This window comes from Streptomyces pilosus (genome assembly GCF_014649835.1).
Taxonomy (GTDB): Bacteria; Actinomycetota; Actinomycetes; order Streptomycetales; family Streptomycetaceae; genus Streptomyces; species Streptomyces pilosus.
On record NZ_BMTU01000002.1, the window covers coordinates 689,752 to 713,690 of the forward strand.

At 71.3% G+C, this 23,939-nt stretch carries 21 protein-coding genes and 1 pseudogene; 8 read left to right on the forward strand and 14 right to left on the reverse strand.

Annotated elements, in window-relative coordinates:
* Nucleotides 1-43 precede the first annotated feature (43 nt).
* Together IE118_RS08150 and IE118_RS08155 are read right to left on the reverse strand one after the other, a co-directional pair.
* Nucleotides 44-1,201, reverse strand: a complete 1,158-nt coding sequence (locus IE118_RS08150; RefSeq protein ID WP_229846706.1) for a YncE family protein — start codon at nt 1,199-1,201, stop codon at nt 44-46.
* Between the two features lie 347 nt (nt 1,202-1,548).
* A complete protein-coding gene (locus IE118_RS08155) occupies nt 1,549-2,121 on the reverse strand; it encodes a GlcG/HbpS family heme-binding protein (protein ID WP_189556889.1) in 573 nt (190 codons plus the stop codon).
* A gap of 296 nt (nt 2,122-2,417) precedes the next feature.
* Here IE118_RS08155 and IE118_RS08160 point away from each other — a divergent pair, with 296 nt between their 5' ends.
* From IE118_RS08160 to IE118_RS08175, 4 genes are all read left to right on the forward strand, one after another.
* Nucleotides 2,418-3,755, forward strand: a complete 1,338-nt coding sequence (locus tag IE118_RS08160; RefSeq protein ID WP_189556891.1) for a sensor histidine kinase — start codon at nt 2,418-2,420, stop codon at nt 3,753-3,755.
* Nucleotides 3,752-4,417, forward strand: a complete 666-nt coding sequence (locus tag IE118_RS08165) for a response regulator (protein WP_229846707.1) — start codon at nt 3,752-3,754, stop codon at nt 4,415-4,417. Before IE118_RS08160 ends, IE118_RS08165 begins: the two co-directional genes overlap by 4 nt.
* A 130-nt stretch (nt 4,418-4,547) precedes the next feature.
* Complete coding sequence (locus IE118_RS08170; RefSeq protein ID WP_189556893.1) at nt 4,548-5,420, forward strand: MEDS domain-containing protein; 873 nt, start codon at nt 4,548-4,550, stop codon at nt 5,418-5,420.
* Nucleotides 5,417-6,370, forward strand: a complete 954-nt coding sequence (locus IE118_RS08175; protein ID WP_189556895.1) for an anti-sigma factor RsbA family regulatory protein — start codon at nt 5,417-5,419, stop codon at nt 6,368-6,370. Before IE118_RS08170 ends, IE118_RS08175 begins: the two co-directional genes overlap by 4 nt.
* A 788-nt stretch (nt 6,371-7,158) precedes the next feature.
* On the opposite strand, the gene IE118_RS08180 is transcribed toward IE118_RS08175, so the two are convergent.
* The 4 genes from IE118_RS08180 to IE118_RS08195 all read right to left on the reverse strand — a co-directional run bounded on the left by IE118_RS08180 (nt 7,159) and on the right by IE118_RS08195 (nt 9,775).
* Nucleotides 7,159-7,671 carry a hypothetical protein gene (locus IE118_RS08180; protein ID WP_189556897.1) on the reverse strand — a complete coding sequence of 171 codons (513 nt, stop codon included), beginning with the start codon at nt 7,669-7,671 and terminating at the stop codon, nt 7,159-7,161.
* A gap of 166 nt (nt 7,672-7,837) precedes the next feature.
* Complete coding sequence (locus tag IE118_RS08185; RefSeq protein WP_189556898.1) at nt 7,838-8,455, reverse strand: dirigent protein; 618 nt, start codon at nt 8,453-8,455, stop codon at nt 7,838-7,840.
* Between the two features lie 479 nt (nt 8,456-8,934).
* On the reverse strand, nt 8,935-9,288 hold the full coding sequence (locus IE118_RS08190; RefSeq protein WP_189556900.1) for a hypothetical protein: 354 nt from the start codon (nt 9,286-9,288) through the stop codon (nt 8,935-8,937).
* Nucleotides 9,289-9,511: 223 nt separating this feature from the next.
* Complete coding sequence (locus tag IE118_RS08195) at nt 9,512-9,775, reverse strand: CGNR zinc finger domain-containing protein (RefSeq protein WP_229846708.1); 264 nt, start codon at nt 9,773-9,775, stop codon at nt 9,512-9,514.
* A 41-nt stretch (nt 9,776-9,816) separates the two neighbouring features.
* Between IE118_RS08195 and IE118_RS34700 the strand changes: the two genes are divergently transcribed.
* The gene (locus IE118_RS34700) at nt 9,817-9,960 is read left to right on the forward strand and encodes an alpha/beta fold hydrolase (RefSeq protein WP_351807314.1); all 144 of its coding nucleotides are present in this window, start codon (nt 9,817-9,819) and stop codon (nt 9,958-9,960) included.
* A 14-nt stretch (nt 9,961-9,974) separates the two neighbouring features.
* Here the strand turns inward: IE118_RS34700 and IE118_RS08200 are convergent, their stop codons facing one another.
* Together IE118_RS08200 and IE118_RS08205 are read right to left on the reverse strand one after the other, a co-directional pair.
* Complete coding sequence (locus IE118_RS08200) at nt 9,975-11,093, reverse strand: fatty acid desaturase family protein (RefSeq protein WP_189556902.1); 1,119 nt, start codon at nt 11,091-11,093, stop codon at nt 9,975-9,977.
* Nucleotides 11,094-11,100: 7 nt separating this feature from the next.
* A complete protein-coding gene (locus IE118_RS08205; RefSeq protein ID WP_189556998.1) occupies nt 11,101-12,111 on the reverse strand; it encodes a ferredoxin reductase in 1,011 nt (336 codons plus the stop codon).
* Nucleotides 12,112-12,242: 131 nt separating this feature from the next.
* Here IE118_RS08205 and IE118_RS08210 point away from each other — a divergent pair, with 131 nt between their 5' ends.
* From IE118_RS08210 to IE118_RS08220, 3 genes and pseudogenes are all read left to right on the forward strand, one after another.
* On the forward strand, nt 12,243-13,382 hold the full coding sequence (locus IE118_RS08210; protein ID WP_189556904.1) for a PucR family transcriptional regulator: 1,140 nt from the start codon (nt 12,243-12,245) through the stop codon (nt 13,380-13,382).
* A gap of 197 nt (nt 13,383-13,579) precedes the next feature.
* A pseudogene (locus IE118_RS34705) lies at nt 13,580-14,114 on the forward strand (Tn3 family transposase); the annotation flags it as partial.
* 94 nt (nt 14,115-14,208) lie between these two features.
* Nucleotides 14,209-15,228 carry a LacI family DNA-binding transcriptional regulator gene (locus IE118_RS08220; protein WP_189556906.1) on the forward strand — a complete coding sequence of 340 codons (1,020 nt, stop codon included), beginning with the start codon at nt 14,209-14,211 and terminating at the stop codon, nt 15,226-15,228.
* A gap of 68 nt (nt 15,229-15,296) precedes the next feature.
* On the opposite strand, the gene IE118_RS08225 is transcribed toward IE118_RS08220, so the two are convergent.
* From IE118_RS08225 to IE118_RS08250, 6 genes are all read right to left on the reverse strand, one after another.
* Entirely contained in the window at nt 15,297-16,652 is a 1,356-nt protein-coding gene (locus IE118_RS08225) for a GH1 family beta-glucosidase (RefSeq protein ID WP_189556908.1), read from the reverse strand.
* A 50-nt stretch (nt 16,653-16,702) separates the two neighbouring features.
* Entirely contained in the window at nt 16,703-17,542 is an 840-nt protein-coding gene (locus IE118_RS08230; RefSeq protein ID WP_189557000.1) for a carbohydrate ABC transporter permease, read from the reverse strand.
* Between the two features lie 28 nt (nt 17,543-17,570).
* Nucleotides 17,571-18,566, reverse strand: coding sequence for a carbohydrate ABC transporter permease (locus IE118_RS08235; RefSeq protein WP_189556910.1), 996 nt, complete (start codon nt 18,564-18,566; stop codon nt 17,571-17,573).
* A 14-nt stretch (nt 18,567-18,580) separates the two neighbouring features.
* On the reverse strand, nt 18,581-19,897 hold the full coding sequence (locus tag IE118_RS08240) for an ABC transporter substrate-binding protein (protein WP_189556912.1): 1,317 nt from the start codon (nt 19,895-19,897) through the stop codon (nt 18,581-18,583).
* 311 nt (nt 19,898-20,208) lie between these two features.
* Nucleotides 20,209-22,641 carry a glycoside hydrolase family 3 protein gene (locus tag IE118_RS08245; RefSeq protein WP_189556914.1) on the reverse strand — a complete coding sequence of 811 codons (2,433 nt, stop codon included), beginning with the start codon at nt 22,639-22,641 and terminating at the stop codon, nt 20,209-20,211.
* 179 nt (nt 22,642-22,820) lie between these two features.
* Nucleotides 22,821-23,909 (reverse strand): DUF1996 domain-containing protein, encoded by a 1,089-nt coding sequence (locus tag IE118_RS08250; protein WP_189556916.1) that lies wholly within the window; start codon nt 23,907-23,909, stop codon nt 22,821-22,823.
* Nucleotides 23,910-23,939: the final 30 nt, after the last annotated feature.

Genomic DNA, 23,939 nt, shown 5'->3' on the forward strand with positions numbered 1-23,939 from the left:
AGGTGCGCGGGCCGGCGCCGGTACCGACCGGCCGTTCGACCGGCTACAGCACGACCATCCCCAGCGGGCGGTGACCGACCGCCAGGCGCGTGATGCGGCCCGTGCCGAGGTCGACGGCGCTAAGACCGTTCCAGTACCCGTCGCGGGTGAAGCCGCCCGACACGTAGGCGGTGCACCCGTCCGCGGAGACGACGACGTCCTCGTGCGGTCCGTCGAGTGGGATGATCCGCTCGTGACCGCTGGGGGAACGCACGGTCAGGGAGGGCCCGTCGTCCCGGGACGGGTCGATCGGCCCGGTGCCGACCACGTACAGCGTGCCGTCGCCGCTGACCGTGACCCCGTGCTGATGGGTGTTGGCGGTCATCCGCTCCACGCGGACGCGGCCGGTGCGCGGGTCGGCGACCGCGAGGCGCTCGCCCTCGAAGGGCAGCAGGAGAGCGCCGTCGGAGGGACGTACGACGGCGTAGTGCGGCTTGAGCCAGGAGCCGAGGCCACCCTCGGTGCCGTACGGGGCCACCTCGATACGGTGTCCGGTCCAGGTGCCGGTGTCGACGACCGTGACGTCGTACGAGTCGTGGCCGGTGGCGTACACCTGGCGGCCGTCGGGGGAGACGTCGACGTCGAACGGGCGGCGCCCCACCGGTACGGAGCGCATCACCGCGCGGGTCCGCGTGTCGATCACCTCAAGGGTTCCGTCGCCGCCGGGGACGTTCACACCGACATAGACGTGCGCGCCGTCGGGGGACAGCGCGATGCCCATGCCGCCGCCCCGGTACTCGCCGGTGGTCACCGGACCGGTGCGGGTGCTGTACGGGATGAGCGCGACGCGCCGCCGGGTCCTGGTGTCCACCACCGCCACGCCCTCCCCGGTCGACACCCAGGCTGTGCCGTCGGCGCCCAGCGCGATGCCGTAAGGGGCGGTACCCACCCGCACCGAGCCCCGATCGGCCGCGCGGCCGCGTCCCGCCGCGTCGACGAAGGTCACCGTGTCGGCGCCGAAGTCGGTGACGAGCAGAGTGTCCTTGGGCAGGCGTGTGTCCGGGTCGACGGGCCCCTCCTCGGTACTTGCCGGGGCCGACGGCGCGGCGGAGCGGGCGGGCCCGGCCGTGGAGCCGGCGCTGCCGTCCGGGGCGCACCCGGCCAACGTCACGGCGGCGACGAGCACCGCGCATCCGACGGCCGCGAAGCGGTGGTGCCTCACCGCCTCGCCTCCGTGCCCTGAAGCCCTTCCGCGCTGTGCGGAGCCGGAAGTCTTCCGGCCGCCCGGAGGATCACGGTGATCCCTCCGTTAAGGGCGCCGAATCGGGTGGCGTCCAGCAAGGCGCGGTCGGCGGAGAGGAACAGCTTCGGGGCCACGGCGGAGAACTCCTTCACAGGTGGCGGTGACGGCGGGCGGCAGGGGCGACACGCGGTGGCGTGAGGGCGGCCGGGCAGGGAGGGGGGTGACGCGCGGGGCGGGGCCTCCCGCACCGCGCGCCGGGTGGGATCGTCACTCGTCCCGGCGGGACCGGTGCGGAGACCCGCGCCGGGACGAGTTCCGGACCGGGATCAGCGGCCGCCGGAGATGGCCGCCGCACCGGCCCGGGCGAACTTCTCGTCCAGGTCGCCGGAGGGAGCGCCCGCCACCCCGATACCCGCGACGGGCCCCTGGGAGTGTGCGACCGGGGCGCCGCCCGCCAGGAACAGCGTGCCCGGGATGTCCTTCAGCGTGGGCGCCGACTCCAGGCGCTTGACCAGCTGGGAGGTGGGCGCGTTCCAGGAGACGGCGGTGTAGGCCTTCTTGATCGCGGACTCATAGGCCTGCGGTCCGGCACCGTCGCCACGCAGGGTGACGATGGTGTTGCCGTTGCGGTCCACCACCGCGACGCTCACCCGCTGCCCCTCCTTCTGCGCGGCCTTCAGCGCCGCCTCGGCGGCGTCGGTGGCGGCGTCGACCGTCAGGTGGGTGCTGGTGGTCGTGGCCTTCCCCTTCACAGTGGGGGAAGCCACGGCCGGGTCGGCGGTCAGGGTGTCGGCCGAGGCGGACACGGCACCGGTCACACCGGCGCCCACCGCCGCCAGGACCGCCACCGAGGTGACGGCCTTGGCACGGGCGGAGAACTTCTTGGCCTTGCGCTGCATCTGGACAACTCCCCAGTCATGTCGCGTCTCCCCCTCCCCGGAAAACCGGGCCGGGTCATGCCCGGCCCGTCCGGTGCGGGCGGATTCAGCGCTTCCTGCGCTGTGCTTCCAGCCTCGGGCCGCCCACCCCGCGCATCCGTCGGCGCACCGGCTGGTTCCGGCACGCAGGACGGTCGATGCCGGGGTCATCCGATCGGTTGACCCCGCCAGGTGGTGGTGGGGCGACAATGTCAGTGCTTGCCCAGTCCAGCAGCCATCCCCGTACGTGCCCACGTCCCGGGCGGGAGGAACAGTCCATGCCGTCGTCCAGGAGCCGGTCCTCCCGTGCCCGCCCGCAAACCGTCGACGGCGAAGCACGCAGACTCGCCCTTGTCATCCACCTGGCGTTCTTCCTGCTGCTGACCTCCGCGCTGGTCCGCTACGTGCTACGGCACGGCGGCCAGCCCCAGGTGCCCGCCGTCCTGACCCTGGCCGGCGTGCTGGCCGTGCTCTACGTCGTGGGCCGGCGCACGGCGGCTCCCCCGCCCGCGACCGGCCCGCTCGATCTCCGGGGGTCCCGCGCGGATCCCCCCGCCTCCCCAGCAGGGATCCCCGGCGCCCCCGCCGTCCCCGGACGGCCACCCCTCACCGAGCTGGTGTGGCTCGGCGCACTGGTGGCGGTCTGGGCCGTGCTGGTCGCCCTGGCACCCAGTTTCGCCTGGTGCGCGGTGCCGCTCTTCTACACCGCACTGCGGACCCTTCCGACGCGCCCCGCATACACGCTGGTGGCGTTCTTCACCGTTTTCGTCGTCGTCGCCCAGCTCCGGCTGGCCGACCGTGTCGACATCGACGCGGTGGTCGGCCCGCCTGCCGTGGCCCTCCTGGCGACCGCGGTCTTCACTCACATGGATCGCCAGGCGACCCGCCAGGCCGTCCTGATCGGGGACCTGGTGCGCACCCGCCGCGAACTGGCCGCAACCGAACGCCGCGAGGGCACCCTCGCCGAGCGTCAGCGGCTGGCCATGGAGATCCACGACACCCTCGCGCAGAGCCTGTCCAGCCAGCGGATGCTCCTCCAAGCGGCCGACCGGGTGTGGTCCACCGATCCCGAGCAGGCACAGGCTCACGTGCGCACCGCCGCCTCGATCGCCGAGAGCAGCCTCAACGAGGCCCGCCGGTTCGTGCATGACCTGGCGCCGACCGACCTCGCCAAGAGCAGTGGCCTGGAGGAGGCCCTGCAGCGTCTGGCCGCCCGTGAGAGCACGGCGGAACGCGCCGTGACCTGCGTGATCGACGGTACACCCGGGCCCGTCGACCTGCCGGACCGGGTGCAGTCCGCGCTGCTGCGCATCGCCCAGGGCGCCCTCGCCAACGTCCGTGAACACTCCGGCGCCACCAGGGCCGCCCTCACCCTCACCTACCTGGGTGACCAGGTCCGCCTGGACGTCGCCGACAACGGTCGTGGCCTGGACCCCTCGACCCTGCCGGAGCGTGCCTCCGGAGTCCGCGGACACGGGATGCCCGCGATCCGCGCCCGGGTCGGCCAACTGGGCGGCACCCTCACCGTCGAGTCGGCACCCGGTGACGGCGCCGTCATCTCCGCTGCCGTACCCCTCCCCACCACTCTCAGCGCCGCGGAGGCCCCCGCATCGTGACCCGCCCCGACCCCGTGAAGCTCCCCGAGGAAGCCGCCTCCGTCCGCATCGTGCTGTGCGACGACCACGCCGTGGTCCGCGCCGGGCTGCGCGCCCTGCTGGACAGCGCCCCGGGCATCGAGGTGGTGGGGGAGGCGGACAGCGGAGCGGAGGCCGTCGCGCTCGCCATGAAGCTCACCCCGGACGTGGTTCTCATGGACCTCCAGCTGGGGGTTGGCCTCGACGGCGTCGAGGCCACCCGCCGGATCACCGCCGCTTCCGGCGGTTCGGTCCACGTCCTGGTGCTGACCACGTACGACACGGACGCGGACATCACCCGCGCCATCGAAGCGGGCGCCACCGGCTACCTCCTCAAGGCCGAGCGTCCCGACGAGTTGTTCACGGCCATCCACAGTGCCGCTGCCGGCCGTACCGCCCTGTCCGCACCCGTCGCCCACCGGGTCATGGCACGGATGCGCAGCCCGCGTCCCGCACTCACCGACCGTGAGCGTGACATCCTCGGCCAGCTGGCCCGCGGGCTGACCAACCGGGACATCGCCAAGGCGCTCTACCTGAGCGAGGCCACGGTCAAGACACATCTGGGGCGCATCTACGGCAAGCTGGACGTCGACACCCGGGCAGGCGCCGTGGCCGTCGCCAAGGAACAGCGCCTGCTGCCCTGACCGGCGTGCGGGGGGGGGAGAGGTCAGTACGCCTGGCAATGAGGGCTCCCCTGGGCTGTAAAACCCTGCGATAGGGTGATGCGCGCCCGTCGGTGGACAGCCGGAGCGCGCCGGAGGGGAGGGCCGCCTGATGCGGGACGGAAGCGGATCGGTCGGCGGCGACGCCGCGGACCGTCATGTCGCGGTGGAGTACTCCACCGACGACGAATGGGCCGCTCATCTCGTACGCTTCGTCCGTGCGGGCTTCGACAAGGGTGAGCAGGTGCAGTACTTCGCGGATGCCACCGACCCGCGCCTCGTGACCCGCACACTCGCCGGGCGTGGCGTCGACGCCGACTCCGCGGTCCGGCGCGGACAGCTCGTGGTGACCACCGCCGACGAGACCTACCTGACCGGGTCCCGGTTCGACCCGGACGCCATGATCGGTCTGTGGCGCCGCGCCGTCGAGAACGCCGCCGGTCAGGGGTACGGGAACCTGCGGGTGATCGGCGAGATGTCCTGGGGCACCCGGCACATGACCGGCGCGGAGCGCCTGCTGGAGTACGAGCTGCGCATCCACCACGAGGTCTTCGAGCAGTTGCCACTGACGGCCTGGTGCTTCTACGACCGCCGCCTGATGGCATCCGAAGCCCTGGACGTCCTGGCGGACGCCCACCTGACGCGGAAGGGCGCCGCACCTCGCTCCCACGACCGGGGCGGGCTCTCGGTCGCGCCTCTGGCCGGTCGGCCCGGCTTCCGGCTGTCCGGGTCGGCGGGCTACGAGAGCCGTCGGGTGGTCGCCGCGGCGTCAGCCGCTCTCGCCGCGTCCACGGCGGAGGACGTCACCCTCGACCTGTCCTGCCTCGACCACCTCGACGTCGCCGCTTTCACCGACATCGCCCACGCCGCGCGGCGCCGCGCGTCCGGCACGCCGCTGCGACTCGTCGGGGCGCCGCCCGCGCTGAACCGCATGATGGAACTCTTCCCCGAGCTGGGAGCCGGCCTGCAGGGGGCCGGCCAGTGACGACCCACACGCCGGAATCGGCGGAGAACCGGATCGATCCGTCCTTCCACCACCCCGCCCTCTTCTACACCACCGAAGAGGACTACCTGCGCGGCGTCGGCGCATTCGTCCGCACGGAGGCGGCCGGCGGCCACCCCGTCCTGGTCGCCGTTCCCGGTCCACGTCTGCAACTGCTCCGGGAAGCCGTCGGCACCGGGGACGAGGACGTCACCTTCGTCGACATGCGGCAGGCCGGACGCAACCCCGGGCGCATCCTGTCGATGCTGCAGAGCTTCGCCGACCGGTACCCGGACCGGCGCCCGTCCATCGTGGGCGAGCCGATCTGGGTCGGGCGCACCGCGGCGGAGGTACGCGAGGCGACCCGTCACGAGGCGCTGATCAACCTGGCGTTCGACGGTCGGCCCGTCACCATCCTGTGCCCCTACGACACCGCCCTGCCGGAGCGGGTGCTGGCGGAGGCGCACCGCACGCACCCCGTCGTCGGAGCCCCGGACGGCTATGCGCACAGCCCGCGCTACGCGGACCCGCACACGGTGTGCCGCGACTGCGACAGGCCCCTGGAGGAACCGGCGGATCCACTCGTCCTGCACTTCACGGAGCAGGACCTCGCAGAGGTCCGTGACACCGCGGGGCACTGGGCGCAGAAGGCCGGCCTGTCCTCGAATCGGCACACCGACTGGTTGCTGGCCGTCAACGAGGCCACCGGCAATTCGGTCCGGCACGGCGGAGGGCAGGGGACACTGCGGCTGTGGCGCACGGCCGACACCCTGATCGCCGAGGTGAGGGACCGCGGACGGCTCACGGACGCGCTCGTCGGCCGGCGCCGTCCCGATCCGCTGTCCCCGTTCGGCGGCCGTGGCGTCTGGATGATGCACCAGTTGTGCGACCTGGTCGAGATGCGGACCCCGCCGTCGGGCCTGATCGTGCGTATGCACCTGGCGCTGGACTGAGCGGTGCGCCGTGACGGACACCTCGTCCTGACCGCTGGGAACGGCCCCGCCGTGGCGCGCAGGCTGCCGGCCGGACCGCCGGCCCGGCTCCCGTCCTGTGCGGTGCCGCTCCCCGGGGGCGTCGACGGGAGTCACCGTTCGGTCGGCGGCCAGCAGGAAGGGCGCCGTGTGGCCGGCTCTCACAAGGTCGACAGCGAGTCCGCCGGCGACCGGTGTGAGATGAGCGTGGACGAGCGTCCTCCGCGCGGCGCTGCCACCACGATGCCTCGACCCAGGCAACCGCCCAGTTGCACGCGGCACGGGCGGCGCCGCGCCACGGCGGTCGCAGTGACCGGCCCTGACAGAGCATGGTTCGGTGCTGTCACCATGTCATCCGGCCTCCCTGCCGCCTGCGAGACGGCGACGCCACCAGCGGTCAGAGCGCCACTGCCGGTCACCGGAGAACGGATCGGGGAGGGTGCGTTCGATGTACAGAGCGTCCAGGCACGCCACTTAACGTCTCAGCTCGGCTCGCGCTCGGAAAGGCAACTGCCGCAGGACTTCCGCAAGCACGTCGCGGGCATGTCGCACATCGTCGAAGGAACAGCCGCGGCACGAGCACTCCGCGTCCTGCGGGTACAGGGGACGACGTCCCGCCGGGCCTAGGAAGGCTCGATAACGCCGTAGCGCGCGGTCGGTGGCGCCGGGATACACGTCGTGGTCGCCGGAGAGGTTCTCAGGAAGCGGCAGGTTCCGCTCGTGCGGACTCCCGACGCGATCGAGTCAGTAGTCGCCTGCCGGGGCCGTTGTCAGGCAGGGACGATCCGGCCGTTGTCGATGCTGAAGTCCTCGGTCGGTGAGCAGCCGATCGACGGCGTGATCAGCAGGCTGACGGCGACCGGTGCGGGTTCCGCACCGGAGGTGGAGAACTCACACACCGCGTGGCGGCCGGTCAGTGGGAACCAGAACCAGGAGTCCGCCTTGCCGACGAGAGCACGGTCCGATTCCCTCCACGCGCCGTTCTCGAAGGTGAAGACCTCAAGGCGCACGGATGCCGCGAGCGGGTCGGTCCGCGACCGCAGAGCGGTGAGGGTGAACTTGTAGTCCTCGTCCAGGACCGATGAGGCGATCTGCCGGTGCTCGGCCGGCTGGGGCTCGGTCTGCGTTCTCTTGCCCTGACCTGCAGTGGGGCGGGCCTGCGGGTCGGCCGGCGACGGGTTCGGAGGGCCACCGGCGGTTGCGCCGATCGTGGCCGTGACGGCCGTGACGGTGGCCGCCACGACGACCCCCCAGCCTGTGAGCGTACGGAGGTTCTTGATCACGACGTCTCCACGTGTGGTGATGGGTGCGTGTTTCGCCCCCTCCGTCCGGTGGCTCGGGAAGGGACGACAGGGAGGGCCTGTGACGGGGCTGTCCGACGCCGGGTGCAGGTCGGAACGGTGGGTTCCGTCACCGCGTCACGGGTGGCGTCGGGGCCGCTCGACGCGGCTACTTGCCGGGCAAGGACGGACGCACGGGTGTCGGTGTCCCGTTCGGACCGCGACCGTCCTCGGGCCGGTGGGGCCGTACGTCGGAGAGTTCGAAGGTGAGTTGCCAGGTCGCCGGCGTCAACACCCGCTGCATGACCTGACCATGAGCCCGACGGAACTCCCCGGTGCCTCCGGTGACCGCGTTGACGACCGTGACCGGTACGGGAATACCGGCTTGCTCACCCTGAACGGTGATCTGACCTTCCGGCAGCACCGCGGTCGACGCGCACTGTCCCGCGTTGCGTTCGAGGTCGGTGATGACGCAGAACCCACCGATGCGCCCGACGGGGCGTTCCTCGCGTCCCTCGGTCGACATCAGGTTCCCGCTGAAGACGAACTGGTCGCCGACACTGCGGCCCGCCGCCCCCAGATCGAGCTCTTCGCCGACGCGCAGCCGAGCTTCCACGTGGATGACGCGGCGCTTCGCCGAGGAGCCGTCGTCGGGGCGGGGTGTCGCAGCCGGAGCCGTCTCCGAGGGGACCACGTCGGCCGACGCGGGCCCGATCAGGGTGAGCCCGGCAGAACAGCCGAGAACCGCGACGGCGAAGAATATGAAGCGTCGGCCGGCCAAGCCCATGGTCGCCTCCGTGTTCGTGGGAATGAACAGGGCCAGTGCCGCCAGGCTTTGTCCGAGTCGACGCAGCCGGACGATGGCGTGTGGGGTCGGTTGACGGAGGGCGAGGCACCCGGGCGGTTCCGGGGGCCGTGAGCGAGACGTACGAGAAGCTCCCCGGTGACATCACCGGCGGGATTCCTCGACACGCTCACCCTGGTGGTGACGTATCTCGTCCGAGTTCCTTCGTGACGGGCCCTCCGTCTGGCGGAAACGCTAATGGCGGCCGTGGCGACGTGCTCAGCAGAAGGACGACAACGGGGGCCATTGGGGTGACGGGTGGCCTTGCTTCCGGACCGGAGACGAACCCCCGCGCGGGACGATCCCGGACTGTTCCGGACGAGAAGTTCCACCGGCCGCCGGGTGACGGGAGCGCTCCGCACCCTGTGCGCCGCGAAAGCCCGGCCGGCCCGGGAAGCGGACCGGCCGGCCGCTGTCCGCGGCTACCTGACGTGGAAACCGTAGACGTGGTAGGTGTCGGCGCCGGTGAAGGGGGCCAACGTGTGGGGCGGGAGCACTTCTACGTCCCAGCCCAGGTTCGTCCTCCAGAAGACGACCACTTCGTGGGCGCCCGAGGAGAACGAAGTGACACCGCCCTGCTCGAGCGGGACGTCGCCAGGGCCGGTCCAGCACCGGGCCTTCTCCGTGCCGTTCTCCAGGTACGTCACCCTCACCGCATCCGTGCTTGCGCCGCAGTCGATCTCCTCGGTGGCTAACGCGGGGGCTGCCGGGAGCGCGATGCTTACTGCGACGGCCGCCAGGGCGGCCGTCGCCAGTCTCTTGGGTCGGCTCTTCATGGTGTCGTGGTTCCTTCCGGTCGGGGCTCCTGTGGCCGGAGCTTTAGATGAACCCTCAACCAGCAACCGGCTTCGTTTCAACGTTCCGGTGAGACCTTTTCGAGCCGAACACGACCAGCTCCACCCCCGCTACGCCCCGGAGGCAGCGGGTGCAGGGCGCTGCTGCCCCCGCCGTGCCCTGTGCGCAGGCTCCGGCGATCAACGGTTGCGGTCGACGTCCTGCTTACGGCGCCAGTAGTGGCGGACCCCGCATGCGGTTGCCGCAGCGGCCGGCCGAGCACCAGCGGCGGCGCGGGTGCGCGGGGAGGAAGAGCATGACGCAGTCGTCGGCTTCGCAGCGCTTGAGCCTGCCGATCGCGGGATCGGTGAGCGGGTCGGCGGCGGCCTCGGCCAGGCGGGCGGCGAGACGGACACCGAGGGGGCCGGAACGGTGGATGGCGGCGGTGACGGCTGTGCCGTCCCAGATCAGTTCGCGTACGGCATGCACGGGACGAGATCGCTCTCGTCCGGCACCCGACACTTCCGCTCCTGCACGGATTTCCCTCCGCCTCGCACCAGTTCCGGCGCCTCATCGACAGTCCGGGGCGGAGTTGTCGGCTGATCGCGCCGGACGACCCCGGCTTCGGGCACACCCGCGCCCCGGAGGACGACGAGCCCCGCCGCAGGAGCTGAACCGACGCCAGGAATCAGGCCGCGAGGAGCTCCTGCTCGCGTTCCGGCGTCCTGACCTTGGGCTTCTTGTTCGGCAGCGAGAGCCGGACGACCTTGCGCCACGCGGAGAACACCTGCTTGGGCAGCGGCCCGGTGACGTACTCCAGCTCGTACTTCTCGAACAGCGCGCGCACCTTCACCGCGACCTCGGCGTACCGGTTGCTCGGCAGGTCCGGGAAGAGGTGGTGCTCGATCTGGTGTGACAGGTTGCCGGTCATGAAGTGCATGGCCTTGCTGCCGCTGATGTTCGCCGAGCCCATCATCTGGCGCAGGTACCACTGGCCGCGCGTCTCGCCCTCGATCGACCGCCGTTCGAAGACCTGCACGCCCTCGGGGAAGTGCCCGCACATGATCACCGAGTGGGACCAGACGTTGCGGACCACGTTCGCGGTGAACGTGGCGGCGAGCGTGGTGAGGAACGACGGGCCCGACAGCAGCGGGTGGATCACGTAGTCCTTGAGCACCTGCTTGCGGATCTTGCGGCCCACGGCCCTGGCCCGGAGGCGGAACTCCGGGTTGTTGCGGCGGCTCCTGTGCAGGTTCTTGCCGAGCTCCAGGTCGTACGCCGCGATGCCGTACTCGAAGAAGCAGGCGTTGATGAAGTTCCACAGCGGCTGGCCGAGGTGGAAGGGGTGCCACTTCTGGTCCTCGTCGACGCGCATGATGCCGTAGCCGAGGTCGTTGTCCTTGCCGATCACGTTGGTGTACGTGTGGTGCAGCTCGTTGTGCGAGTGCTTCCACTGATCGGAGGGTGAGACGTGATCCCACTCCCAGGTGGTGGAGTGGATCTTCGGGTCCCGCATCCAGTCCCACTGGCCGTGCAGGACGTTGTGGCCGATCTCCATGTTGTCCATGATCTTCGCCACGGACAGACTGGCGGTGCCGAGCAGCCACGCGGGCGGGAAGAAGGAGAACAGCAGCACCCCCCTGCTGGCCAGCTCGAGCTTGCGCTGCGCCGAGATGACCTTGCGGATGTAGGCGGCGTCCTTCTCGCCGCGGTCGGCGATCACCTCGTCACGGATCGCGTCCAGCTCGCGGCCGAGCTCCTCGATCTGCTCCGCGGTCAGGTGGGCGGTGGGGTCGATGGCGGTCAAGGTGCTCCTACCGTTCGATGTCGCAGGGGCCCGCCGCGGCGGACACACAGGTCTGGATGAGGACGCCCGGCTCGGCCTCGGTGATCTCGCCGGTGCGCAGGTCGCGGACGGCGCCCGCCTTGAGCGGCGAGACGCAGCCGAAGCAGATGCCCATGCGGCACCCGGAGGGCATGAGCACGCCGGCCTCCTCGCCGATGTCCAGCAACGGCGTGGCGCCGTCCGCGTCGACGCTCTTGCCGGTGGCGCTGAAGGTGACCTCGCCGCCCTCGCCGGCGACGACGACGCTGGGACGGAAGCGTTCGGTGTGCAGGCGCTCCTGGACGCCGTGCTCGCTCCAGTGCTCCTCGGCGGCGTCGAGCAGGCCGGCCGGCCCGCAGGCCCAGGTCTCGCGCTCGGCCCAGTCGGGCACCAGCTCGTCGAGACGGGCGATGTCGAGCATGCCGTCCGTGGCGGTGTGCACCTCGGTGAGCCTCAGCTTCTTGGCCGCGACCAGGTCGTGCAGCTCGTCGCGGAAGATCACGTCCTGCGGGCGCGGCGCGCAGTGGACCATGACGACGTCGTCGAACTCGGTGTCGCGCAGCATGCCCATCACGGGCGTGATGCCGCTGCCGGCCGTCAGGTAGAGCACCTTGGCGGGCCTGGCCCGCGGCAGCACGAAGTCACCGGTCGCCTGGTCGAGCTGGATCAGCGTGCCCGGTCTCGCTCCGCGGACCAGATGGTTGCTGACCTTGCCGTCCGGGATCGCCTTCACGGTGATCGTGAAGCGGCCGTCCTGGCGGTCCGTCGGCGAGGTGATCGAGTAGGCACGCCACAGGCGCACCCCGTCGACGTCGACCCCGATCCGCACGTACTGACCGGCTGTGTGGCCGCGCCAGCCGTGTCCCGGTCTGATCACGACGGTCGCGGCGTCACCCGTCTCGGGGTGCACGGCCTCGATGCGCCCGCGCAGGTCGGCGCCCGCACGCAGCGGGCTGACCAGGTCGAGGTAGTCCGACGGCAGCAGCGGCGTCGTGACCATCTCCAGCAGTTTCCACGCCCTGCTGCGCAGGGCTGTACTCGTCATGGTTCCAGCTTGCTGGCCTCAAGGCGTAAAGTCCTGACCGCAGGACATAAATCTGATCAGCTAGATTGTTCGCAGGGAACAGAAACGTGAGCCATGCAATCCAGAGGGCCGGTGAACTGGCCCTGGATGAGACGACGGTCACAGCGCTTCGGGCCGCACTGAAGACCACCGCCGACGAGGTCGTCCAGGCGATCATCGACGAGGTCCCTCCCTACGCCAACGCCCTTTCGGGTCACATGGGCGCCACCATCCGCCGAGCCGTCCGCACCGCCCTCGGGCACTACCTGGACCTCGCGAGCGGCAACGCCACAGGCGGTGACGGCGGCGACGCGGCATACGAACTGGGCCGCGGCGAGGTGCGTGACGGCCGTTCGATGGACGCCCTGCTCAGCGCCTACCGGGTCGGCGCCCGCGTGGCCTGGCGGTGCCTGGCAGCGGGTGCGGTACCCGCAGGTCTGCCCGCCGCCGAGGTCGCCAAGTTCGCCGAGCTGACCTTCGCCTACATCGACGAGCTCTCCGCCGCGAGCGCCGCGGGCCACGCCGACGAACTGGCCGCCCGGGGCAGGGACCAGGAGCGCCACCTGGAACACCTTGCCCGCGACCTCCTCGCCGGCGCGAATCCGGACGTGCTGCTGGCCTCCGCTCAACGGGCCGGATGGCAGCCTCCGGTTTCGCTGACCGCGGTCCTGCTGCCCGCCACCCAGGCCCGGCCCGCCTACCGCGCGCTCGACTCCGACACGCTCGTCCTCGACGATCTGCCGGACGCCACCGGTGTGCTGCTCGTCCCCGATGCCGACCGATCACATCTCCTGCGGCAGCTGACCGACCGCACCGCCGTGGTCGGCCCGGCCCGGCCGTGGACGCGCGCGTCCGCCTCGTACGCCCGAGCGGTACGCGCGCGCTCCCTCTCCTGCGACATCCGCGACACCGAGGAACATCTGCCCGAGCTGGTGCTGAGCGCCGACGTGGAGGCGTTCGCGGACCTGCGCGCCCGAGCCCTCGCGCCGTTGCGGGCCCTGCCTGCCGCGACCGCACGGCGGCTGGAGGAGACGTTGCGGGCATGGCTGCTGCACCAGGGCAGGAGGGAGGAGGTGGCGGCGGCGTTGTTCGTCCATCCCCAGACGGTCCGTTACCGGATGTCCCAGCTGCGGGAGCTGTTCCCGGACCTCGCGTCGCCCCACCGGGTCCTCGAACTGACGCTGGCGGTCGGTCTTCGGGACGCCTGACGGTACCGCCTCGTTCCAACGCCGTCAGACGGCTCGTACGGCCTCGGGGAACATCGGTACAGCGGTCGACGCCAAGCCGGTGATCACGGCCTTCAGCACAGCTGGGCGGCTCGGCAGCGTCGTTCGGCGGAAGGTCCCTGAGCGGCTTCGGGGGCCATGGCTTCACGCCCATGCCAGTGGAGTTCCTGACCGCCGGCTACGAGGCGCTGACCCGGGCCCGGCTCGTGCACGTCGATCAGTACTACCTGCGGGCCGACACCATCGCCGCGGCGAACCTGCGGCTCATCTCCGCTCGGACCGGCATCCCGGTCGTGAGGTTCGGGGAGAGGAGCTGCTCGCCTTCGTGGACGGGCTGCGCTTCCAGGTGACGGTGCGCACCATCAACGCGGCCCCGCGCCGAAGTACCTCGGACTCAAGCGGGGCACCACCTGACTCAACGCCGTCAACGACCAGGTTGCGGGCCTCGGGCAGATGGTCGAGTCCGGCACCTCGCGCGACTTCCTGCACGTCCTGGACGCCCTGCTGAATCTCGACGGCGGGGTGAAGCCGGAGATGCTGGCCACCGACAACGCCTCGCACTCCGACATGGTGTTCGGCCGATTGCGGATCCTCGGCTACAACTTCAGCCTCCGCTTCCGCGACCTGGACGACCAGCGGTTCCTGCGGGCCGCCGTGCCCGGTGTCGAGACCGGCACCTACGGCACGGTGGAGGACCGGGCCCGCAACCGGGTCCCGCACAGACTGCCTCGGCCGGCATCGGACGTGCCCGCCGAGGACGGTCTGCCGCCCTGTGCCCGTGGGAGCGGCCGGAGTTAGAGTTCCCCCTATGAACAAGCAGGCCCCGACGCTCGAGGACGTCGCGAGGGAGGCGGGTGTCTCCCGCGCCACCGTGTCGCGGGTCGTGAACGGCGTGCGCAACGTCGATCCCAGCATTCAGGACCTGGTCCGCAGCGCCATCGAGCGGACGGGATACACACCGAACCGGGCGGCGAGGGCGCTGGTCACCCGGCGCACCGGCGCCGTGGCCCTCATCGTCTCCGGCGCGGGCGACGCCTTCGCCGGCCGTGTGTTCGCCGACCCGTTCTTCGGCCGTGTCGTCAACGGCGTCGTGGGGTACCTCCGGGCGCGCGCCATGCAACCGGTACTGCTGTTCGCGGAGTCGGAGGCGGCCAGGGAACAGGTCGTCGACTACGTGGGGCAGGGGAGCGCGGACGGTGCGCTGGTGGTCTCCGTGCGACCGGACGACCCTCTGCCGGACATGCTCCTGTCCGCCCGCGTCCCGACGGTGCTGTTCGCACGTCCCGCCCGGACGACCCCGGTCGGTTGCGTCGACCTGGACCACTACGCGGGGGGACGCCTGGCCGGAGAGCATCTCCTGGCCCGCGGCTGCCGCCGCATCGCGGTGATCGGCGCTCCGCCGGATCTCAGGGCCGGCCGGGACCGCCTCGCCGGATTCCGTGACGCCCTGGCTCGCGCCGGGCACGACAGCCCTCCCGTGGCCGAGGGCGTCTTCACTCTGGACAGCGGGGCGGCGGCCACGGCCGCCCTGCTGCGGGACCACCCCGAGGTGGACGGCGTGTTCGCGGCCAACGACCTGATGGCCCAGGGCGCCTGCCAAGTCCTGCGGGAACTGGGCAGGCGCATACCGGAGGACGTCGCCGTCGTCGGGTTCGACGACTCGAGCGTCGCCGTCACCTGCCGGCCGCCGCTGACCACCGTGCGCCAGCCGGTGGAGGAGATGGCGGCGGCCATGGCCAGGATGCTGGACGAGCAGGTGCACGGCACCGGTGCCGAACCCCGTACCCTCGTCTTCTCACCGGAACTGGTCGTGCGCGAGTCCGCCTGAGTGGGCGGGCCCGGCGCCGCGCGGTCACCACCCGGTGTCCTGCCGCCCGGCACCGGGTGGCGGCGCGGTCAGGCGTGGGCCTCCCGGTGGGCGCGGATGATCTCCGCGTAGCGCAGGCCGCTCGTCTTGAGGGTGCGGGTCTGCGTCGCGTAGTCGACGTGGACGAGGCCGAAGCGCTTGTCATAGCCGTAGGCCCACTCGAAGTTGTCGAGGAGGGACCAGGCGTAATAACCGGCCAGCGGCACTCCCTTGCGGAGCGCCCGGGCGCAGGCGCTCACGTGCTGCTCCAGGTAGCGGGCCCGGTCGGGGTCGTGGACGGCGCCGTCGGGGGCGACGGTGTCCGGGAAGGCGGAGCCGTTCTCGGTGACGTACAGCTCGCGGACTCCGTAGCCGTCGGTCAGGCGCAGCAGCAGGGCCTCCAGGCCCCCGGCGTCGATCTGCCAGTCCATGCCGGTGCGCGGTACGTCGGGCAGCCGGACCTCACGGGCGTGGGGGACGGGGCCCTCGGGGTCGTCGGTGACGGTCGCCGGGAAGTAGTAGTTGAGGCCGTGCCAGTCGAGGGGTGTGGCGATGGTGTCCAGGTCACCGGGGCGCTCGGGCAGCTCCACGCCGTACAGTTCGCGCATGTCGGCGGGGAAGCCGCGGCCGTAGACGGGGTCGAGCCACCAGCGGTTGGTGTGGCCGTCCATGCGGGTGGCCGCCGCGATGTCCTCCGGGCGGGACGAGGCGGCCTCGACGGTGGAGTGGTTGGTGACGAGACCGACCTGTGCGCCGGGGGCCGCCGCACGGATCGCCCGGGTGGCGAGGCCGTGGGCGAGCAGCAGGTGGTACGAGGCGCGCACGGCGGCGGTCAGGTCGGTCAGGCCGGGTGCCATGCGGCCCTCCAGGTGACCGATCCAGCCGGAGCAGAGGGGTTCGTTGAGGGTGGCCCACCGGGTGACGCGGTCGCCGAGCCGGGCGGCGACGACGGAGGCGTACTCGGCGAGGTGCTCGGCGGTGTCGCGCACGGTCCAGCCGCCGCGGTCCTGGAGGGCCTGGGGAAGGTCCCAGTGGTAGAGGGTGACGTTGGGGGTGATACCCGCCTCGAGGAGGGCGTCGACGAGGCGGTCGTAGAAGTCGAGGCCGGCCGCGTTGACCGGTCCGTCGCCGGAGGGCACCACACGGGGCCAGGCGACCGACATGCGGTAGGTGTCGGTGCCGAGCCGCTTCATCAGGGCGATGTCCTCGGGCCACCGGTGGTAGTGGTCGCAGGCCACGTCGCCGTGGTCGTCGTTGTCGACCTTGCCCGGGGTGTGGGAGAAGGTGTCCCAGATCGACGGTGCCCGGCCGTCCTCGGCGGCGGCGCCCTCGATCTGGTAGGCGGAGGTGGCCGTGCCCCAGGCGAAGTCGGCGGGGAAGGCGGCGAGGTCAAGCGGTTCGGACACGGAGAGCCTCTCTGGGATGGTCGGGCGGGGCGGCGGTGGTGCCCCGGCGGCTACTTGACGGCACCGGCGGTGAGACCGGTGACGAGGTAGCGCTGGAGGAGCAGGAAACCGGCGACGACGGGCAGGCTGACGACGAGTGAGGCGGCCATGATCTGGTTCCAGTACACGTCGTTCTGGGTGGAGTAGCCCTGCAGGCCGACGGCGAGGGTGCGGGTGGTGTCGTTGGTCATGACGGAGGCGAAGAGCACCTCGCCCCAGGCGGTCATGAACGCGTAGACGGCGACGGCGACGATGCCCGGGATCGCGGCGGGCACGATGACCCGGAACAGGGCGCCGAGTGGCCCGCAGCCGTCCACCTTGGCCGCCTCGTCGAGGTCTCTGGGCACCGAGTCGAAGTAGCCGATCAGCATCCAGATGGAGAACGGCAGCGAAAAGGTGAGGTAGGTGAGGATCAGGCCGCCGCGGGAGCCGAACAGGGCGATGCCGGTGGCGTTGCCGATGTTGACGTAGATGAGGAACAGCGGCAGCAGGAACAGGATGCCGGGGAACATCTGCGTCGACAGCACGGTCACCGTGAAGACGCGCTTGCCGCGGAAGGAGTAGCGGCTGACCGCGTAGGCCGCGAAGACGGCGATGGTGACGGAGCAGACGGTCGCCGCACCGGCCACGATCAGCGAGTTCATGAAGTAGTCGGCGAGCGGGACCGTGTCCCAGATGTCGAAGTACGGACTGACGGTGAGGCCCGACGGGATCCACGCGAACTTCCCCGACACGTCCTCCAGGGGCTTCAGTGAGCTGGAGATCATCACGTACACCGGCAGCAGCACGAAGACGGTGAGCAGGGTGAGGAAGATCCGGCGGCTCCACAGGAAGGACCGCGGGGCGGCCATGGGGGAGCGGGGCTGCCGGACGGCTGGGTTAGGCATCGGCGGCCTTCCTTCCGCGGGAGGTGAGCCAGAGGTAGACGCCTGTCACCACGAGCAGGAACAGCAGCAGCAGGACCGACATGGCGGAGCCCGTCCCGAAGTTCCAGGTCTGGAACGAGGACTGGTAGATGTGGATGGAGATGAGGTCCGCTGCCTCCGGCGCCGCCTTGCCGAAGAGGACGAAGGGCGTGTTGAAGTCGTTGAACGTCCACAGGAACAGCACCAGGACGAGGACCTGGTTGACGGGGCGCAGCGAAGGCAGGGTGATGCGGCGGATCTGCTGCCAGACGCCCGCGCCGTCGAGGGCGGCGGCCTCGTAGATGTCCCTCGGGATGTTCTGCAGCCCGGCCATGATGATGAGGAAGGCGAAGGGCCAGCCCTTCCACACCGAGACGACGAGCAGGGCGATGAAGCTGTTGTCGCCGATCAGCCAGAACGGAGCGCTGTCGGTGAGCCCGAGCTGGTCGTGCAGTACGTGGTTCACCAGGCCGTTGTCCCGCTGGAACATGAACGCCCAGGTGATGACGGCGGCGTAGACGGGCAGTGCGTACGGCACCAGGAAGAGCGTGCGCAGGATGCCCCGGCCGCGGAAGGCCTCCTGCATGTAGATCGCCGCGGCCGCTCCGAGCAGCCAGCACAGGCCGACCGAGAGGACGGTGAACAGGCAGGTGGTGAGGAAGGACCTCAACAGCGCCTCGCCGACGGGGGCGTCGAAGTCGACGGTCAGGGAGTAGTTGTCGAGGCCGGCCCAGGGCGCGGTGCCCCAGTCGCGGATGTAGAACTGGGTCAGCTCCTTGAAGCTGACGACGATGCCGATCACCATCGGCAGCAGGTGGACCAGTAGTTCGAGCAGCAGTGCGGGAAGAAGCAGCAGGTACGGCAGTCCGATGCGGCGCAGCCGCCCGGGGCGGCGTCTGCGTGGCGCCGCCCCCGGGTCGTGCTTCCGTGCCGTCCGCTCGCCTGCGCTGTGGGCAGCGGTGGTGGTCATGGTGGTGTCCGTGCTCACTTCTTGGGCATCTGCTGCTGGGCCTTCTCGAGCTTGGCCCGCACGGACGCGGTGGTCACCGCACGGCCGGCGGCGGCGTCGGCGAAGAGTTCCTTGACGGCAGTACCGACGACGGTCTCGAACTGCGACTCCTCGGGAACCTGCGGCAGCGCGGTGGCACTGGTGGCGAGGGTGTCCCGGAGCACGGCGAGCGCCGGAGCGCTGAAGGCCGGGTCCTGCTGGGCGGCCTTGACCGGCGGGATGGAGCCGTAGGCCTTGTTGAGGACGACCTGCTCCTCGTCGCTGGTCATGAACTTCACGAACTTCTTGGCGCCGTCGATGTTCTTCGTGTTCTTGAAGACGGCCATGTTGATGCCGGCGACCATGGAGTTGGTGGCCTTGCCCGGGCCGGGCACGCCGGACTGCACGGGAGCGGGTGCGACGCCCCACTCGTCGTCGTCCATGCCCTGCGTCTTGAAGGTGGCCGACGCGGTCTGCCACAGCACCATGGCCGTCTTGTCCTTGGCGAAGTCGCTGAGGGACTGGTTCTGCGCGTACTCGGCGTTGCCCGGCGCGACGATCTTGTCCTTGGCCATCAGGTCGACGTACTGCTTGACCGCCGCGACGGCTCCGTCGGAGGTGAAGTCGGCCTTGCCGTCGGGGGTGAAGAAGTCCGCGCCGTGCTGCTGGGCGAGGACGAAGACCTGGTGGATGTTGTTCGACAGGTTGGAGCCCTCCGCGCCGAGCCCCCACTTGCCGTCCTTGGAGAGCTTCTTGCCGGTCTCGGCCAGTTCCTGCCAGGTGGCCGGCGGCTTCTCGATGCCGGCGTCGGCGAACATCTTCTTGTTGTAGTAGAGCGCGTAGGCCATGGAGTACAGCGGCACGGCGGCCGGGTCCTGGCCCTGGACGCCGGTGGAACCGAGCGCGGACTCCACGAAGCGGTCCCTGCCGCCGATCGCCTCGAAGTTCTTCGCGTTCCAGGGCAGCAGGGCACCACTGGCCTGGAGGGACGCGCTCCAGGTGTTGCCGATGTTGAGGACGTCCGGACCCTGACCGGAAGTGGTGGCGGTGAGGATGCGGTTGAGGAGGTCCCCCCAGGGCACCACCTCCAGCTTCACCTTGATGCCGGTCTCCTTCTCGAACTTGTCGAGTTCCGGCTGGAGGACCTTCTTGTCCACCTCCAGGTTCGCACCCTGGTTGGAGGCCCAGTAGGTGAGGGACTGCGGCTGCTCGTTGGAACCTTCCGTGCCGGACGACCCGCCGCCGCAGGCCGCCACGGTGAGGGCGAACGAGAGGGTGACGGCGCCGACGGCTGCGGCTCTGATTCTGCGCATGACTCCAGAGACCTTCCGGGAAAGTGAGGGGGCCGGCCGCGGGGGCGGGACGGGGCGGTGCCCTGCGCCCCTGAACCCCGCACGGCTTAATTTAGGATGTGAGTTAAGCTCCGAGTGAAGGGTGCGTCAAGAGCCTGACCCCAGGTAAAACATGGTGAACACCTTGGAGTTGGGCGACACAGTGGACTGTCCGCAGCGGCCGCACAAGGCTTGACCTGCGGCGGGAGAACCGCACCGCGGTATTGCAACGGTTGTGTCTCGGCGGGCCGCTCAGCGGTTCCCCGCCCGTCGGCCGTCCCGCACACCGCGCGTCAGCGCACGCCGACCGTGACCTCCCCCTCCCACCGGGTGTCCCCCGCCGATCTGCCCACCATGAGCCGGTAACCGCCGGGTTCCGTGGCCCAGCCGGGGTTCGCCTCTGACCAGTACCGCAAGGCGCGCGGGCCCACCACCACCTCGGCCCGCGCCGTCCGTCCCGCTTCCGCCCGGACCGTCGCGTACCCGGCGAACCAGCGCACCGGACGCTCCACCACCGACGAGGGGCGGGCCAGGTAGACCTGGACGACCTCCCGTCCGGCGCGGGTGCCGGTGTTGCGCACCGTCACCCGGACGGTGAACGGCTCGCCCGCCACGACGTGCGCGGGTGCCTCCACGGCCGCGTACTCCCACGTCGTGTAACCGAGTCCGTGGCCGAACCAGTAGGCGGGCTCGCGTCCGGCCCGCAGCCACGCCCGGTGGCCGATGTGCAGGCCCTCGGCGTAGTCGAGCCGGCCGTCGACCGGCCGGGTGCGGGTGACGGGCGCGTCCGCCAGGGACGCCGCCCAGGTGGTGGGGAGCCGGCCGCCGGGCTCGGCGAGGCCGAACAGGACGTCGGCCAGCCCCGCGCCGGCCTCCTGTCCCGGGAACCAGGTGAGCAGCACGGCGCCCACTTCCCGGTGCCAGGGCAGCTCGATGGGGCCGCCGCTGTTGACGACCACGACCGTGCGCGGATTCACGGCGGCCACCGCCCGGACGAGTGCGTCCTGGTGCCTCCCGAGCGACAGTTCCGCGCGGTCGTACCCCTCGCTCTCGCCGAGCTCGGTGGTGCCGACCACCACGACGGCGGCATCGGCGTCCCGGGCCGCCCGCACCGCGTCCTCCAACGCGGTCGCCGGGTCCGGTTCCGGCGGCGCGGCGGCGACGACGGTGGCGCGTCCGCGGCCGGGCACCAGTTCGCGCCGTGCCACCACGCGCACGGGCCGCTTGGTGGTCAGTACCGTCCGCACCGTGTGGACGGGCGGGTTGACATGGACGACGGCCGGGTCGTCCGTGTCACCGGGGAACTCCCCGTCCAGGAGGGTGCGGTCGTCGACGGTGAGTGTCATGCGTCCGAAGCCCCCGACGCCGAACGTCCACTCTCCCGGACTGCGGGGATGCAGCATCGCGTCGATCTCCACCGTGTGCGCACCCGGGGGCAGTTCCGGCTCCAGCTGGCGGCCCGAGAACCGGTGCTCCGCGTACAGCTCCCGCCCTGTCGCGTCCAGCACCCGCAGGAGCACGCCGGGGGCGCCCGACCGTGGGTCGCTGCACCGGTCGGTGCCGAGGGGAGCGGGCGGGGACCCCGGCGCCGGGCCGGGCTCGTACACCACCCGGGCCCGCCCCCGCAGCCGGGCCCGGACACCGGCCAGCGGCGTGACCACGTCGGAGCAGAACACGCCCGCGCTGCCGCCGCCCTGTACCCGGGGGGACGCGGCGTGGACGCCGACGACCGCGACGGTGGACAGTCCGGCGGGGTCCAGCGGCAGGACGGCGCTGTTGCGCAGCAGCACCGCACCGGCGCCGACCGCGCGGCGCAACAGCGCCCGGGCGTCACGGGAGGACATCGCCGGTGCCCGGCGCGGGCGACGCGGCTCCAGCGCGCCCACCCGGCCGGCGAGCCGGAGCAGTCGCCGCACCTTCTCGTCGACCGCCTCCTCGGCGACCAGGCCGTCCTTCACCGCCCGCACCAGCGGCGCGCCCCAGGGACTGTCCGGGCCCGGCATCGCCAGGTCGAGGGCGGCGCGGCCGGTTTCCTCGGTGGTGCGCACGGCCGCCCAGTCGGAGACGGCGACCCCGTCGAACCCCCATTCCCCCTTGAGGGGTTCGGCCAGGAGCGGGCTGGCCGTCATGGTCGTGCCGCCTACGGCGTTGTAGCCCGCCATGACCAGCCACACCCCGGCCTCGACGGCCGCCTCGAAGGGCGCGAGGTACACCTCTCGCAGGGCGCGTTCGGACACCCGGACGTCGACGGTCAGCCGGTCGGTCTCGGAGTCGTTGCCGACGTAGTGCTTGGCGGTGGCCGCCACCCCGAGGGCCTGGACGCCCCGGATCAGCGCGGCCCCGGTGCGGCCGGTCAGTTCGGGGTCCTCGGAGAAGCACTCGAAGTGCCGGCCGCCCAGCGGGCTCCGGTGCAGGTTGAGCGTGGGGGCCAGGACCACGTCGACGCCCTTGCGGGCGGCCTCGGTGGCGAGCAGGCTTCCGAGCCGCTCCACCAGTTCCTCGTCCCACATCGCCCCGAGGGCGGAGGCGGAGGGCAGCAGGACCGAGGTGCGCCGCTCGTCCCACGCCTCGCCACGCACCCCGGCCGGACCGTCCGAGGTCACCATCTCCCGCAGCCCGATCCCGGGTTCACCGGCGGTGCGCCAGGTCGTCGCGCCGGTGAGTAGACGCACCTTCTGTTCGAGACTCAGCCCTCCGATGAGCCGGTCGAGTGTCCCGTCGTCCATTCCCGCCCCGCTTTCTGCCCCTCCGCCGGTGGGAGAGCGCTCTCCCAACCATTCGACGAGGTTGTCCTCCCCGTCAAGCCCTTCCGGCCGGGGGTGGACGTCAGGTGCGCGGGCAGCGGAAGGAGCCCGGCGGCACCCGCGCCGAGCGGGTGCCGTCGGGCCCGTGGAGACCGGCAGGGTCAGGGCAGCCGGTGGTCGGCGTTCAGCACGGCGCCGCGTTCGGGGCGGTACAGGTCGAAGCCCCGGGTGTCGCACTGCAGGCCGCCGTTGATGCAGTGGTCGACCAGGGCCTTGAGGGTTCGTTCCTCCCACGCGTTGAAGAAGTCGTAGTGGAAGGAGTAGCCGCGGCCGCTGGCCAGGCGGACCTGGCTCATGTCGCCGTTGACCGGCCACGCCATCTTGAATTCGATCATCGGCAGGGCGACCGGGTGGGAGGCCGGGCACATGTTGTCGTTGGTGCCGGGCTTGACGACCGGGTAGGTCATGTGGCTCTGGTGGTCGGGGGTGTCGAGGTGCAGGCCGTTCCAGCAACTGGGGGCTTGCATGCGCAGGTTGAGCTGGACGTCGGGCCGGCTCGGGCAGCTCGCCGGGATGTCGGTGTTGAAGAAGCTGTCACCGCACTCCCAGCCCTCGACGAAGCCCTTGTGGGCGCGGAACTGCTGTTCGGTCTGCATGGGGTTGCCGACGACGAACCGCAAGCCCTTGGGGAAGGGCCGCACACTCCGGTAGTCGGTCACGCCTGCCTTGTAGTAGATGACCTGCGGGCCGACGGGCAGGATCTTCCGGTCGCCCTTGTACAGCGAGGGCATCCAGTAGGCGGAGGCGTCCGCGGGCGCCTTGCAGGTGGTGTTGCCTCCGTAGAGCGAGCCGGTGGTGCTGGCGGCGTCGGTGGAGGTGTTGCCCATGAACGTGTGGTCGTGGGACTTGCCGAACTGGCCCGGGTAGACGATCGGGTCGTCCGGCGCGGTGTGGGTCACGGAGCAACCGGCCTGGAACTCGTGGTGGTAGGCCGGGGGCGGGGTGGCCGTGGACGGGACGACGCCGGTGACCGGGGGTACGGCCGGTATGTATCCGTCGCCGTCGGGGTCGTCGGCGGACGCCTGGTTCGACACCGCCATCGTGTGCCCGGTGTGGCCGGCGGCCGAGGTGGCCGGGGCAGTCGGGGCGTCGCCGGGGCCCGCCGCCGTGGCGACGGTGCCGATGCCGAGCACGCTTGCGATCAGTGCGGTGCCGAGCAGCAGCGCGGGGAGTTTTGAACGCGGTCTCATGGGGCCTCCTTGCCCGCTGAGGTGCCAAGT

Coding starts and splice junctions, on each gene's coding strand:
- IE118_RS08155 (WP_189556889.1), bottom strand. CDS start 2,121: ATGCAGCGCAAGGCCAAGAAGTTCTCCGCCCGTGCCAAGGCCGTCACC.
- IE118_RS08160 (WP_189556891.1), top strand. CDS start 2,418: ATGCCGTCGTCCAGGAGCCGGTCCTCCCGTGCCCGCCCGCAAACCGTC.
- IE118_RS08170 (WP_189556893.1), top strand. CDS start 4,548: ATGCGGGACGGAAGCGGATCGGTCGGCGGCGACGCCGCGGACCGTCAT.
- IE118_RS08185 (WP_189556898.1), bottom strand. CDS start 8,455: ATGGGCTTGGCCGGCCGACGCTTCATATTCTTCGCCGTCGCGGTTCTC.
- IE118_RS08190 (WP_189556900.1), bottom strand. CDS start 9,288: ATGAAGAGCCGACCCAAGAGACTGGCGACGGCCGCCCTGGCGGCCGTC.
- IE118_RS08205 (WP_189556998.1), bottom strand. CDS start 12,111: ATGGTCACGACGCCGCTGCTGCCGTCGGACTACCTCGACCTGGTCAGC.
- IE118_RS08220 (WP_189556906.1), top strand. CDS start 14,209: ATGAACAAGCAGGCCCCGACGCTCGAGGACGTCGCGAGGGAGGCGGGT.
- IE118_RS08230 (WP_189557000.1), bottom strand. CDS start 17,542: ATGGCCGCCCCGCGGTCCTTCCTGTGGAGCCGCCGGATCTTCCTCACC.
- IE118_RS08235 (WP_189556910.1), bottom strand. CDS start 18,566: ATGACCACCACCGCTGCCCACAGCGCAGGCGAGCGGACGGCACGGAAG.
- IE118_RS08240 (WP_189556912.1), bottom strand. CDS start 19,897: ATGCGCAGAATCAGAGCCGCAGCCGTCGGCGCCGTCACCCTCTCGTTC.
- IE118_RS08245 (WP_189556914.1), bottom strand. CDS start 22,641: ATGGACGACGGGACACTCGACCGGCTCATCGGAGGGCTGAGTCTCGAA.
- IE118_RS08250 (WP_189556916.1), bottom strand. CDS start 23,909: ATGAGACCGCGTTCAAAACTCCCCGCGCTGCTGCTCGGCACCGCACTG.